Consider the following 12,978-nt stretch of genomic DNA (forward strand, 5'->3'; position numbering starts at 1 on the left):
CGTGCTGGTCCTCGCCCTCGACACCGCCACGCCGACGCTCGTCGCCGGCCTCGCCCGGTGGTCCCCGGACGGCGCGACGCAGGTGCTGGCCGAGCGCGCGGTGCCCTCGGGCAACCGGCACGCCGAGCTGCTCACCGTCGCGGTCACCGAGGTCCTCGCCGAGGCCGGGCACACGGTGGCCGACCTCGACGCGGTCGTGACCGGGCTCGGGCCCGGGCCGTTCACCGGCCTGCGGGTCGGCGTGGTGACCGCCGCCGCGCTCGCCGACGCGCGCGGGGTGCCCGTCGTCGGCGTCTGCTCGTTCGATGCCGTCGGCTCGGGCGCCCGCACCGTGGTGACCGACGCCCGCCGCAAGGAGGTCTACTGGGCCGCCTACGGCGCCGACGGCGCCCGCACCGGCGGGCCCGGAGTCGTGCGTCCCGAGGAGCTCGCCGCGTCCGGCCCGCTGGTGGGCGACACCCGGTTCGCCGAGCGGCTGGGCGCGCCGGTCACCCCGGCCGACGTGACGACGGCGGGGCTGTTGCGGGCCGCGGCCGCCCAGCTCGCCGACCCGTCGTCCGCCGCGCCGCTGGCGCCGCTGTACCTGCGCCGCCCGGACGCCGTCCCGCCGACGACGTTCAAGCCGGTGACGACCACGTGAGTGCCCGGCTGCGGCCGATGCGGCTGGCCGACCTCGGCGCCGTCCTGGAGCTGGAGGAGGAGCTGTTCGCCCCCGACACCTGGACCGCGGCGATGTACCGCGACGAGCTCGCCCGCACCGACACCCGGTACTACCTGGTGGCCGAGGACGGTGACCGCGTCGTCGGCTACGCGGGCCTGATCGCCTACGACGACGAGGCGCACGTGGCCACCATCGGGGTGGCCGTCGAGCGGCAGGGCGAGGGCATCGGGGCCGCGCTGCTGGACGCGCTGCTGGCCGAGGCCGACCGGCGCAGCCCGGTGGTGCTGCTGGAGGTGCGGGCGGACAACGAGCTGGCCCAGGGTCTCTACCGGCGGCGGGGGTTCACCGAGATCGGCCGGCGCCGGGGCTACTACCAACCGAGCGGCACCGACGCCGTCGTGATGAAGCGGGAGAAGGCGTGAGCGACTCTGTGATCGATCCGGCTCCGCCGGGCGGGAGCGAACGGTGACGTCGAGTCAGCCGCTCGTCCTGGGCTTCGAGACCTCGTGCGACGAGACCGGCGTGGGCCTCGTGCGCGGGCAGACGCTGCTGTCGGACGCCCTGGCCACCTCCGTGGCCGAGCACGAGCGCTTCGGCGGGGTGGTGCCCGAGATCGCGTCGCGGGCGCACCTGGAGGCGATGGTGCCCACCGTGCACCGCGCCCTGGCCGAGGCGGGGGTGCAGGCCTCCGACGTCGACGCCGTCGCGGTGACCGCCGGACCCGGCCTCACCGGCGCGCTGCTGGTCGGGCTGGCCGCGGCGAAGGCCTACGCCCTGGCCCTGGGCAAGCCGCTGTACGGCGTCAACCACCTGGCCGCGCACGTCGCCGTCGACGAGCTGCAGCACGGCCGGCTGGCCGAGCCGTCGCTGGCGTTGCTGGTCTCCGGCGGGCACAGCTCGCTCCTGCTGGTGCCCGACCTCGCCCGCGAGGTGCAGTCCCTGGGCCGGACCATCGACGACGCGGCGGGGGAGGCCTTCGACAAGGTGGCCCGGGTGCTCGGCCTGCCGTTCCCCGGTGGCCCGCCGATCGACAGGGCCGCGCGCGAGGGGGACCCCGCGGCGATCGACTTCCCGCGCGGGCTCACCGGCCCCCGCGACGCGCCCTACGACTTCTCGTTCTCCGGCCTGAAGACCGCTGTCGCCCGGTGGGTCGAGGCCCGGCAGCGGGCGGGGGAGGCGGTGCCGGTGGCCGACGTCGCGGCGTCCTTCCAGGAGGCGGTGGCCGACGTCCTGACGCGGAAGGCGGTCCGCGCCTGCAAGGACCACGGCGTCGACCACCTGGTGCTCGGTGGCGGGGTCGCGGCCAACTCCCGGCTGCGCGCGCTGGCCGAGGAGCGCTGCGCGGAGGCCGGCATCGTGCTGCGGGCGCCCAGCCCGCGGCTGTGCACGGACAACGGCGCGATGGTGGCCGCGCTGGGCTCGCGGCTCGTCGAGGCCGGCGTGGCCCCGTCGGCACCGGACGTCGGCGCGGACAGCTCCCTGCCGATCGACGTCGTCACCCGCTGAGGGCCATTGTGGCCACAATGGCCCTCAGCTGACTCCGCAGACGAGGGCGGTGGGGGCTCCGGCGACGCGGGTGACGACGACGGTGGCCGCGCCCGCGCCCGCTCCGCGCAGCTGCCGGGCCAGCGTCTCCGGCTCGATGGCCGACCCGCGCTTCTTCACCACGACCCTTCCCACGCCGCGGGCCCGCAGCAGGGCCCTGAGCTTCTTGAGGTTGAACGGCAGCACCTCGTCGACCCGGTACGAGGCGACCCAGGGGGAGCCGGCCGGGGAGTCCGAGGTCAGGTAGGCGATGGTCGGGTCGACGAGGGTCGCGCCCAGGTCGGCGGCGACCAGCGACACCAGCCCCGACCGGATCACCGCCGGGTCCGGCTCGTGCAGCCAGCCGCGCACCGGGCCCACCGGCGCCGGGCCGGGATCGGCGTCCGCGGTCAGCTCGAGGACCTCGCCGTCGCGCACCAGCGCGGCCCGCCGCCACGTCGTCGACAGCGCGCGCCCCCACAGCAGCGCCTCGACGATCGAGCTCCCGGCCGAGACCCACTCCGCCTCGACGCCGGCCGGGACGCGGTCGTGGTCCAGCCCCGGCGCCACCTTCACCACCGCACGGGGCACGCGGTCCAGCAGCGCGACGACCGTCGACCAGGGCGGCGACCACCGGTCGGGGTCCAGCTGCCGCCGTCCGCCGGTCCGCCGGGCGGGGTCCAGGACGGCGGCGGCGCACCCGGCCACCGCGCCGTCGGCGGCCGCGGCCACCAGGTCCACGACGTCGGCGTCGCGCACGGTGACCCGGTCGGCGAGGTCCAGCGCGGCGGCGTTGGCCGCGGTCAGCTCACGGGCCAGCGGGTCACGGTCGACGGCGACCACGGAGGCGCCGGCCCGGGCGAGGGCCACGGTGTCGGTGCCGGACGCGCAGCCCAGGTCGGCGGCCGTGCCGGCGTCCGCGGCCAGCAGCCGGGCCGCCCGGCGGGTCGCCAGCGCGGGACGGCCGGCCTGCTCCAGCGTGTCGGCGGTGAGGAACAGGACGTCGGCGTCGGCACCGAACACCGGCCGGGCCCGTGCCCGGAGCCGGGCCAGCTCCCACGCCGGCCCGGCGTGCTCCGCGCCGACCTCGGCGCGCAACCGGCCGAGGCCGGTCAGCAGGTCGGCGCCCCCGGCGAGCAGCTCCGCCGCCCGGCCGGCCGCCGCCGTGCCCTCCGGGGTGCGCAACCACCTGAGCTGCGCCAGCGCGTCGATGGCAGGCTCAGGGGGCACCGGCACAGCGTGACGCACCGGTCCGTGCCCCGGTCCGGTGACCCGGTTGAGCGGCTGGCACTCTCATGGGTAGAGTGCCAATCGACACGGGCAGGCGCCTGACCCCCGCGACGGCAGGCCCCGCCCCCGTGCCACAGCATCAGCACCAACCCACCAGCCGTCCGACACCGAAGGGGGCGTCGCCGACGTGACGACCGCTACCAAGGTCAGCATCAAGCCGCTGGAGGACCGTGTCGTGGTCCAGGCCAACGAGGCCGAGACCACCACCGCCTCCGGTCTGGTCATCCCGGACACCGCCAAGGAGAAGCCCCAGGAGGGCACCGTCGTCGCCGTGGGCCCCGGCCGCGTCGACGACAACGGCAACCGCGTGCCGCTCGACGTCAAGGTCGGCGACGTGGTCATCTACTCCAAGTACGGCGGCACCGAGGTCAAGTACGCCGGCGAGGAGTACCTGGTGCTCTCCGCCCGCGACCTGCTCGCCGTCGTGGAGAAGTAGAAGGACCCCGTCCTCCTCATCCCTCGCGAGCTCGGGACGAGCCTCGGGACGGGGCCGGCATCCGGTCCCGCCCCGAGGGTGACCCGCCTCCGCACCGACCGCCCCGGCGACCCGAACACCGGGTCCCGGGGCGGTCGTCGTCCGACCCCCTGAACTCCGTATCGGAAGGGCCCCATGGCCAAGATCATCAAGTTCAACGAGGACGCCCGCCGCGCGCTCGAGCGCGGTGTGGACAAGCTCGCCGACGCCGTCAAGGTGACCCTCGGCCCGCGCGGCCGCAACGTCGTCCTCGACAAGAAGTTCGGCGCGCCCACCATCACCAACGACGGCGTCACGATCGCCCGCGAGGTCGAGCTCGAGGACCCCTACGAGAACCTCGGCGCCCAGCTGGCCAAGAACGTCGCCACCAAGACCAACGACGTCGCCGGTGACGGCACCACCACCGCGACCGTGCTGGCCCAGGCCCTGGTCCACGAGGGCATGCGCAACGTCGCCGCCGGCGCGGGCCCGATGGCGCTGGGCGCCGGCATGCGCGCCGCCGCCGACGCCGTCGCCACGGCCCTCGACGAGGTCGCCATCCCCGTCTCCGACCAGGCCTCCATCGCCGGCGTCGCGACGATCTCCGCGCAGGACGCCGAGGTCGGCCGGCTCATCGGCGAGGCCATGGAGAAGGTCGGCAAGGACGGCGTCATCACCGTCGAGGAGAGCAACACCCTCTCCACCGAGCTCGACGTCACCGAGGGCGTGCAGTTCGACAAGGGCTACCTCTCGCCCTACTTCGTCACCGACCAGGAGGCGATGGAGGCCGTCCTCGACGACGCCCTCGTCCTGCTGGTCAGCGACAAGATCAGTGCCCTGGCCGACCTGCTCCCGCTGCTGGAGAAGGTGCTGTCCACCGGCGCCCGGCCGCTGCTGATCGTCGCCGAGGACGTCGAGGGGGAGGCGCTGTCCACCCTCGTCGTCAACTCCATCCGGAAGACGATCAAGGTCGTCGCCGTCAAGTCGCCGTACTTCGGTGACCGGCGCAAGGCGTTCATGACCGACCTCGCCGTCGTCACCGGCGGTCAGGTGGTCAGCGAGGACGTCGGCCTCAAGCTCGACCAGGTCGGCCTGGAGGTGCTCGGCACCGCCCGCCGGATCACCGTCGACAAGGACAACACCACGATCGTCGACGGCGGCGGCACGACCCAGGCCATCGGCGACCGCGTGGCCCAGATCCGGCGCGAGATCGAGGCGACCGACTCCGACTGGGACCGCGAGAAGCTGCAGGAGCGGCTGGCCAAGCTCGCCGGCGGCATCGGCGTCATCCGCGTCGGTGCGGCGACCGAGGTCGAGATGAAGGAGAAGAAGCACCGCATCGAGGACGCCATCGCCGCCACCCGCGCCGCGGTGGAGGAGGGCGTCGTCCCCGGCGGTGGCTCGGCGCTCGTGTACGCGGCGGCCGCGATCGATTCCCTCGGCCTCTCCGGTGACGAGCTCACCGGCGCCCGCGCCGTCCGTGCCGCCCTCGACGCCCCGCTGGTGCGGATCGCCGAGAACGCCGGGTTCGAGGGCCGGGTCGTCGTCGCCAAGGTCCGCGAGGCGGGCACGGGCACGGGCTTCAACGCCGCGACCGGCGAGTTCGGCGACCTGGTCGCCCAGGGCGTCATCGACCCGGTCAAGGTGACCAAGGCCGCGCTGGGCAACGCCGTCTCGATCGCCGCGATGGTGCTGACCACCGACTCCGCCGTCGTCGAGGCGCCGCAGGAGGAGCACGAGCACGCGGGCGCCGGGCACCACACCCACGGCCACTCGCACGGCCACGGGCACAGCCACTGAGGTGAGCCCCGGCTCCTGACGAGATCGGCGATCTCGCACGCTTCCCGCCATCGGGACGTGCGAGATCGCCGATCTCGTCGCACAAGGGAGCGCCAGAACGCACAGAGGGCCGGTCCAGCAGCTGCTGGACCGGCCCTCTGCCGCGTCTGTGGAGGGGGCTCAGACCCCCGCGGCGACGGCGGCGGGCTCCGCGGCGATCAGCCGGGCCCGCTCCTCCTCGCTCATGCCGCCCCACACGCCGTACGGCTCGCGGACGGACAGTGCGTGCTTCAGGCACGCGTCGATGACGGGGCAGCGGGCGCAGACGGCCTTGGCGGCCGCCTGGCGCCGGGCCCGGGCCGGGCCGCGCTCGCCGTCGGGGTGGAAGAACAGGGCCGTGCTCTCGCCACGGCAGGCTCCGTGCAGCTGCCAGTCCCAGACCTCGGCAACGGGGGTGGGGAGTCGGCGGATGTCGGCCATGAAGGTCCTCCTCGGCTCGGTGCGGGCCGGAGAAGGCGGTCCGGCTGCAAGGGGCCCGGTGCCCGAGGCCTCCACGGGTCAAACACACCGTGACCCTGCATTTTCACGGCTCTCGTCTCCCCCCGCTGGGTGAGAGGCGCTGTCGTCACCCCCCGCACTCGATCAAGGTGACTGCAGGTCGTGTCGAACTCCGGCGTGGGACACCCCACGGAGCGTCGGCACTGCCGGTGGCGACGGCGGTGCCCCGGGTGGGGACTCCCGCCCGAGCGACACCCGGCCGGGGGATCCGGGCGGTGGGACCCGGACGGTACCGAGCGGCCGGGAGAGCGAGGAGCAGGCGTGATCGACGACAGGATGCGCGGCCCGGGCCAGGGCACGACGACCGTGTGGGTCTACGACGAGCGCCGGCGGGTCCGCGACGACATCGCGGGCCGGCTGGTGGCGCTGCCGTTCGTGGGCCGGGTGGAGGTCGTCGGTGACGCCGCCGCCCTCATGTCCCGGCTGGCGACCCGGCTGCCCGACGTGCTGCTGGTCGGCACCCAGCGGGCGCTGGACTCCGGGCTGACCGTCGCCACCCAGGCGCTGCGGGCGCACCCCCGGCTGCCGGTGCTCGTGCTCGGCGCGCCCGACGACGCCGAGAGCGTGCGGGCCGCCGTCGCGGTGGGTGCGCGCGGGTACCTGCGCTGGGACGCCACGGCCCTGGAGATGGGCCTGGGCCTGTCCCGGGTCGGGCTGCGGGTCGACGGCCGGGGTCCCGCCCCTTCCATCCCGCACCAGCCGGTGCCGCTGGCGTCGGTCGGCGCCGCCACCGCGAGCCCCGCGTGGAGTGGTGCCACCCCGCTGGCCGGGTCCGCCCCGACGACGGTGCGCTCCACCGTGCGCGAGCCGGCGGCGGTCAGCCTCTCGATGCGCGAGATGCAGGTGCTGACCGGCATGAGCCAGGGCAAGAGCAACGCCCAGATCGGCCGGGAGCTCTACCTGTCCGAGGACACCATCAAGACCCACGCCCGCCGGCTGTTCCGCAAGCTGGGCGCCAAGGACCGCGCCGAGGCGGTGGCCACCGGCTTCCGCCGCGGCATGATGCAGTGACGATGCGGTCCTGACCGACCGCGATGACGAGAGCCCCCGGCGTGCGCGCCGGGGGCTCTCGGCGTGTCAGCGGGCCGGGACGGCGATCGGGACCGACGGGAGGGCAGCGCAGGTCGGGCACGGCACGCGTCCGGGTGGACCGGTCGAGGGGCCCGGAGGGTCCCCGACCGGGACACGGGCAGCGGCTCCACGCAGCCGGGGACGGCACGCGGCCGCGGTGCCGTCCGGAGGACCGCAGTGACTCAGTCGTCGCGGGCGTGCTTGCCGGCGCGGCCGCTGCCGGGCTCTTCGCGCTCGGCCATCGCGGCGATCCCGTCCGCGTAGCCGCTGGCGTAGTCCCAGCTCACGTAGTCGTCGGGGTCGGGGTCGAACGGCGGCTCGTGGCGGCCGGTCTGCCCCTCCTCGAGCAGCTGGCGCAGGTTGGCCTGCATGAGGGCCCAGTCGACGTGGTGCTCCTCGTCGCAGTCGGGGCAGTCCACGACGATGCCCTTGATGCCGGTGGGCTCCAGGAGGGTGCGGAACACCTCCAGCTCGGCGAGGTCGTCCAGGACGCCGGCCCGCTCCTCCATGGTCAGCGGCGGCGGACCTGGCTGGTCGGCGGGCCCGAAGTCGGGCCCGGATGCGTCGTCCCACGTACTCACGGCTCCCACGGTAGTGGCCTGACGGGCATCACATCGAGCGCGCGGTGTCGCCGCCTACGATCGACGGAGACTCCCGCGCGCCCATCAGGGCGCCGGCCGATCCGGAGGGGTGGCGGCTTCGATGCAGCCCGACGAGTTCGTTCCCGAGCTGCCGGCGAAGTTCGCGCCGCTCGGGCTCACCTACGACGACGTCCTGCTGATCCCCGGCGCGTCCGACGTCGTGCCGGCCGAGGTGGACACCAGCAGCCAGCTCACGCGGGGCATCCGGCTGGCCGTGCCGCTGGTCTCCAGCGCGATGGACACCGTCACCGAGGCCCGGATGGCGATCGCGATGGCCCGCGTCGGCGGCATCGGTGTCCTGCACCGCAACCTCGCCGCCGAGGAGCAGGCCGGCCAGGTGGACCTGGTCAAGCGCTCCGAGGCCGGCATGGTCACCAACCCGGTCACCTGCTCCCCGGAGAACACCCTCGCCGAGGTCGACGCGCTGTCGGCGCGCTACCGGATCTCCGGTGCGCCCGTCGTCGACGCCGACGGGGTCCTCGTGGGCATCGTGACCAACCGCGACATGCGGTTCGAGACCGACCAGTCGGTGCTGGTCCGCGACGTGATGACGCCGATGCCGCTGATCACCGCCCCGGTCGGTGTCGACGCCGACACCGCGCTGCGCCTGCTCTCCAAGCACAAGGTCGAGAAGCTGCCGCTGGTCGACGACGCCGGCCGGCTGCGCGGGCTGATCACCGTCAAGGACTTCGTCAAGCGCGACCAGTACCCCAACGCCACCAAGGACGTCGACGGCCGGCTGATGGTGGGCGCCGCGCTCGGCGTGGGCGAGGACGCCTACAAGCGGGCCGGCCTGCTGGTCGACGCCGGCGTCGACGTGCTGGTCGTCGACACCGCGCACGGCCACCAGCGCGCGGTGCTGGACATGGTCGCCCGCGTGAAGAAGGACTTCGCGACCGTCGGCCACGGCGTCCAGGTGGTCGGCGGCAACGTCGCCACCCGCGCGGGTGCGCAGGCGCTGATCGACGCGGGCGTGGACGCGGTGAAGGTCGGCGTCGGGCCCGGCTCCATCTGCACCACCCGGGTGGTCGCCGGCGTCGGCGTCCCCCAGGTCACCGCCATCTACGAGGCCGCGCTGGCGGCCCGGGCGGCCGGCGTCCCGGTGATCGCCGACGGCGGTCTGCAGTACTCCGGCGACATCGCCAAGGCGCTCGTCGCCGGCGCGTCCACGGTGATGATCGGCGGCCTGTTCGCCGGCGTCGAGGAGGCGCCGGGCGAACTGGTGTTCGTCAACGGCAAGCAGTACAAGACCTACCGCGGCATGGGGTCGCTGGGCGCGATGCAGAAGCGCGGCAACCAGTCCTACAGCCGGGACCGCTACTTCGCCGACGACGTCCTCTCCGACGACAAGCTCGTCCCCGAGGGCATCGAGGGCCAGGTGCCCTACCGCGGCCCGCTGGCCGGCGTGGCGCACCAGCTCGTCGGCGGCCTGCGCGCCTCCATGGGCTACGCGGGGGCGGAGACCGTCGAGGACCTGCAGGAGCGCGGCCGGCTGACCCGCATCACCTCCGCGGGTCTGGTGGAGAGCCACCCCCACGACATCCAGATGACCGTCGAAGCTCCCAACTACCGGGGTCGGTGACCGGAGATGCCCACGCGTGACACCGTCGAGATCGGGCTGAACCGCTTCGCCCGCCGCGGGTACGACCTCGACGAGGTCTCGATCGTGCCCTCGCGGCGCACCCGGGACGTCGACGACGTCTCCACCGCCTGGCAGATCGACGCCTTCCGGTTCGACATCCCGCTGGTGACCAGCCCCTCGGACGCCGTGGTGAGCCCCGCGACGGCGATCGCCGTCGGACAGGCCGGTGGGCTCGGCGTGCTCAACGCCGAGGGCCTGTGGACCCGGTACGACGACCCCGCACCGGTCTACCGCCGGATCCGCGAGGCCGCGGCCGAGGGCGCCCCGCCGGTGTCGGTGCTGCAGGACGTCTACTGCGAGCCGGTGAAGCCCGACCTGATCACCGCGCGGATCAAGGAGATGCGCGACGCCGGGGTGACCACCGCCGTCCGGGTCTCCCCGCAGCACACCCAGCAGCTGGCGCCCGCGGTGCTGGCGGCCGGCGTGGACCTGCTGGTCATCCAGGGCACGATCGTGTCCGCCGAGCACGTCACCACGCAGGGCGGTGCGCTGAACCTCAAGGAGTTCATCGCCGACCTGGACGTCCCGGTGATCGTGGGCGGCGCGGCGAACTACCAGACCGCGCTGCACCTCATGCGCACCGGAGCGGCCGGGGTCATCGTCGGCGTGGGCGCCGACAGCTTCTCCACCGGGGACGCCGTCATGGGCGTCCGGGTGCCGCTGGCCAGCGCGATCGTCGACGCCGCCGCGGCCCGCCGCGACTACCTCGACGAGACCGGCGGCCGGTACGTGCACGTCATCGCCAACGGGCGCATCGAGACCAGCGGCGCCATCGCCCGCGCCCTGGCCTGCGGTGCCGACGCCGTCCAGGTCGGCGAACCGCTGCGCGCGGCGGCCGAGGCGCCCGGCGGCGGCATCTGGTGGGACTCGGTGGCGGCGCACCCGCGGCTGCCGCGCGGCGGTGTGTCGACGCCGATCCCGCCGGCCGGGTCGCTGCAGGACGTGCTGCTCGGCGCCGCGCAGACCGCCGACGGCCGGACCAACCTGTTCGGGGCGCTGCGCCGGACCATGGCCAAGACCGGCTACCGCGACCTCAAGGAGTTCCAGCGGGTCGACCTGGTCATCGGCGGCTACCAGCCCGCCACGCAGGACCACTGATGGACTTCCCGACCGTCCTGGTCGTCGACTTCGGCGCCCAGTACGCGCAGCTGATCGCCCGGCGGATCCGCGAGGCCGGCGTCTACTCCGAGATCGTGCCCTCCGACGTCCCGGCGGAGGAGATCGTCGCCCGCAAGCCGGCCGCGATCGTGCTCTCCGGCGGGCCGTCGAGCGTGTACGCCGAGGGCGCTCCGCAGGTGGACCCGACGCTGTTCGAGGCCGGCGTCCCGGCGTTCGGCATCTGCTACGGCTTCCAGGCGATGGCGCAGAGCCTCGGCGGCACCGTCGCGCACACCGGCGACCGCGAGTACGGCGGCACCCCGCTGACGGTGACCACGCAGGCGCGGCTGTTCGGGTCGCTGCCGGTCGAGCAGTCGGTGTGGATGAGCCACGGGGACGCGGTCAGCGCCGCGCCGCCCGGGTTCACCGTCACCGCGACCTCGACCGGCGCTCCCGTCGCCGCGTTCGAGGACGTCGACCGCAAGCTCGCCGGCGTGCAGTTCCACCCCGAGGTGCGGCACACCGCGCACGGGCAGACGGTGCTCGAGCACTTCCTGTTCGACATCGCCGGTCTGGAGCCGACCTGGACGATGGCCAACGTCGTCGAGGAGCAGGTCGAGCGGATCCGCGCGGAGGTCGGCGACCGGCGGGCGCTGTGCGCGCTGTCGGGCGGGGTCGACTCCGCGGTCGCCGCCGCGCTCGTCCAGCGCGCCATCGGCGACCGGCTGACCTGCGTGTACGTCGACCACGGGCTGATGCGGGAAGGCGAGACCGAGCAGATCGAGCGGGACTTCGTCGCCGTCACCGGCGCCGACCTGCGGGTGGTCGACGCCCGCGCCCAGTTCCTCGACGCGCTGGCCGGGGTGAGCGACCCCGAGCAGAAGCGGAAGATCATCGGCCGGGAGTTCATCCGCGTCTTCGAGCAGGCCGCGCTCGACGTCGTCTCCGACGCGAAGGCGCACGGCGAGACCGTCGACTTCCTCGTGCAGGGCACGCTCTACCCCGACGTCGTCGAGTCCGGCGGCGGCACCGGGACGGCGAACATCAAGAGCCACCACAACGTCGGCGGCCTGCCCGAGGACCTCACGTTCACCCTCGTCGAGCCGCTGCGCACCCTGTTCAAGGACGAGGTGCGCGAGGTCGGGCTGCAGCTGGGCCTGCCGGAGTCGCTGGTGTGGCGCCAGCCGTTCCCCGGGCCGGGGCTGGGCATCCGCATCGTCGGCGAGGTCACCCAGGAGCGGCTGGACGTGCTGCGGAAGGCCGACGCGATCGCCCGCGCGGAGCTCACCGCGGCGAACCTGGACCGGGAGATCTGGCAGTGCCCGGTGGTGCTGCTGGCCGACGTCCGCTCGGTCGGCGTCCAGGGGGACGGGCGCACGTACGGCCACCCGGTCGTGCTGCGGCCGGTGTCCAGCGAGGACGCGATGACCGCCGACTGGACCCGCCTGCCCTACGACGTCCTGGCGCGGATCTCGACCCGGATCACCAACGAGGTGCCCGAGGTCAACCGCGTCGTCCTGGACGTGACCAGCAAGCCGCCGGGCACCATCGAGTGGGAGTAGAAGGACCCCGTCGCCCCCCACGCCCTCGCTCGCGCTCGGCCGCGGGTCCCTGCGACGGGGCCGTTCCAGCACGTCACCTGCCCTGTCAGCACCCTGGGCCACGCTGACGGCATGGCCTCGATCGCGCTGTTCCACTCCGTCCTCGGCGTCCGCCCCGGCATCACCGACGCCGCCGACCGGTTCCGGGCCGCCGGGCACGAGGTGCTCGTCGTCGACCAGTACGACGGGCGGGTCTTCGACGACTACGCCGACGCCGGCGCGCACGTCGAGGAGGTCGGCTTCCCGGCGCTGATGCAGGCCGCTGTCGACGCCGTCCGGGAGCTGCCCGACGGCTTCGTCGCGGCGGGGTTCTCCAACGGCGCGGGCATGGCCGAGTACGTGGCCACGCAGCGGCGCTGCTCCGGCGTCCTGTTGTTCTCCGGCGCGCTGCCGCTGGCGGTGCTCGGGGTGGCGGCGTGGCCGGCGGGCGTGCCGGTGCAGGTGCACTACGGGGAGCGGGACCCGTTCCGCGCCCAGGAGTGGGTCGACGGCTTCCTGGCCGACGTGCGCCGCAGCGGCAGCCTCGTCGAGTTCGTCGAGCACCCGGTCGGCGGGCACCTGTTCACCGACCCGAGCCTGCCCGCGGAGTACGACGCGGCGGCCACCGAGGTGCTGTGGGAGCGGGCGCTGGCCTTCTGCGCCCGCGTCGCCGGCTGACG

General features: G+C 74.4%; 13 protein-coding genes. 10 read left to right on the top strand and 3 right to left on the bottom strand.

Going from position 1 to position 12,978, the window contains the following annotated elements; all coding sequences use genetic code 11:
- The first annotated feature begins 1 nt into the window (after position 1).
- From tsaB to tsaD, 3 genes are read left to right on the top strand one after another with little or no spacing between them, the layout of a single operon-like run.
- Positions 2-640, top strand: a complete 639-nt coding sequence (gene tsaB / locus ACI78Q_RS08940; RefSeq protein ID WP_456922973.1) for a tRNA (adenosine(37)-N6)-threonylcarbamoyltransferase complex dimerization subunit type 1 TsaB — start codon at positions 2-4, stop codon at positions 638-640.
- Positions 637-1,083, top strand: coding sequence for a ribosomal protein S18-alanine N-acetyltransferase (gene rimI / locus ACI78Q_RS08945; RefSeq protein ID WP_456922974.1), 447 nt, complete (start codon positions 637-639; stop codon positions 1,081-1,083). Before tsaB ends, rimI begins: the two co-directional genes overlap by 4 nt.
- 43 nt (positions 1,084-1,126) lie before the next feature.
- Complete coding sequence (tsaD, locus tag ACI78Q_RS08950; protein WP_456922975.1) at positions 1,127-2,167, top strand: tRNA (adenosine(37)-N6)-threonylcarbamoyltransferase complex transferase subunit TsaD; 1,041 nt, start codon at positions 1,127-1,129, stop codon at positions 2,165-2,167.
- A 24-nt stretch (positions 2,168-2,191) separates the two neighbouring features.
- Here tsaD and ACI78Q_RS08955 read toward each other — a convergent pair whose 3' ends face one another.
- Positions 2,192-3,415: a THUMP-like domain-containing protein gene (locus ACI78Q_RS08955; protein ID WP_456922976.1), complete on the bottom strand. Its 1,224-nt coding sequence runs from the start codon at positions 3,413-3,415 to the stop codon at positions 2,192-2,194.
- 187 nt (positions 3,416-3,602) lie between these two features.
- On the opposite strand from ACI78Q_RS08955, the gene groES reads away from it, so the two are divergent.
- On the top strand, positions 3,603-3,911 hold the full coding sequence (groES, locus tag ACI78Q_RS08960; protein WP_456922977.1) for a co-chaperone GroES: 309 nt from the start codon (positions 3,603-3,605) through the stop codon (positions 3,909-3,911).
- Between the two features lie 174 nt (positions 3,912-4,085).
- On the top strand, positions 4,086-5,729 hold the full coding sequence (gene groL, locus ACI78Q_RS08965) for a chaperonin GroEL (protein WP_456922978.1): 1,644 nt from the start codon (positions 4,086-4,088) through the stop codon (positions 5,727-5,729).
- Positions 5,730-5,888: 159 nt separating this feature from the next.
- Here the strand turns inward: groL and ACI78Q_RS08970 are convergent, their stop codons facing one another.
- On the bottom strand, positions 5,889-6,188 hold the full coding sequence (locus ACI78Q_RS08970; protein WP_456847850.1) for a WhiB family transcriptional regulator: 300 nt from the start codon (positions 6,186-6,188) through the stop codon (positions 5,889-5,891).
- A gap of 339 nt (positions 6,189-6,527) precedes the next feature.
- Here ACI78Q_RS08970 and ACI78Q_RS08975 point away from each other — a divergent pair, with 339 nt between their 5' ends.
- Positions 6,528-7,277 carry a response regulator transcription factor gene (locus ACI78Q_RS08975; protein ID WP_456922979.1) on the top strand — a complete coding sequence of 250 codons (750 nt, stop codon included), beginning with the start codon at positions 6,528-6,530 and terminating at the stop codon, positions 7,275-7,277.
- Between the two features lie 242 nt (positions 7,278-7,519).
- Here ACI78Q_RS08975 and ACI78Q_RS08980 read toward each other — a convergent pair whose 3' ends face one another.
- Positions 7,520-7,918 carry a DUF5319 family protein gene (locus ACI78Q_RS08980; protein WP_456922980.1) on the bottom strand — a complete coding sequence of 133 codons (399 nt, stop codon included), beginning with the start codon at positions 7,916-7,918 and terminating at the stop codon, positions 7,520-7,522.
- A 121-nt stretch (positions 7,919-8,039) separates the two neighbouring features.
- Between ACI78Q_RS08980 and guaB the strand changes: the two genes are divergently transcribed.
- From guaB to ACI78Q_RS09000, 4 genes are all read left to right on the top strand, one after another.
- Complete coding sequence (gene guaB, locus ACI78Q_RS08985) at positions 8,040-9,560, top strand: IMP dehydrogenase (protein ID WP_456922981.1); 1,521 nt, start codon at positions 8,040-8,042, stop codon at positions 9,558-9,560.
- Between the two features lie 6 nt (positions 9,561-9,566).
- A complete protein-coding gene (locus ACI78Q_RS08990; RefSeq protein ID WP_456922982.1) occupies positions 9,567-10,718 on the top strand; it encodes a GuaB3 family IMP dehydrogenase-related protein in 1,152 nt (383 codons plus the stop codon).
- On the top strand, positions 10,718-12,280 hold the full coding sequence (gene guaA, locus ACI78Q_RS08995; protein WP_456922983.1) for a glutamine-hydrolyzing GMP synthase: 1,563 nt from the start codon (positions 10,718-10,720) through the stop codon (positions 12,278-12,280). The genes ACI78Q_RS08990 and guaA overlap by 1 nt, the downstream gene beginning before the upstream one ends.
- Positions 12,281-12,391: 111 nt before the next feature.
- Positions 12,392-12,976 carry a dienelactone hydrolase family protein gene (locus tag ACI78Q_RS09000; protein WP_456922984.1) on the top strand — a complete coding sequence of 195 codons (585 nt, stop codon included), beginning with the start codon at positions 12,392-12,394 and terminating at the stop codon, positions 12,974-12,976.
- Positions 12,977-12,978: the final 2 nt, after the last annotated feature.

It is taken from the genome of Geodermatophilus sp. SYSU D00705 (assembly GCF_054050135.1).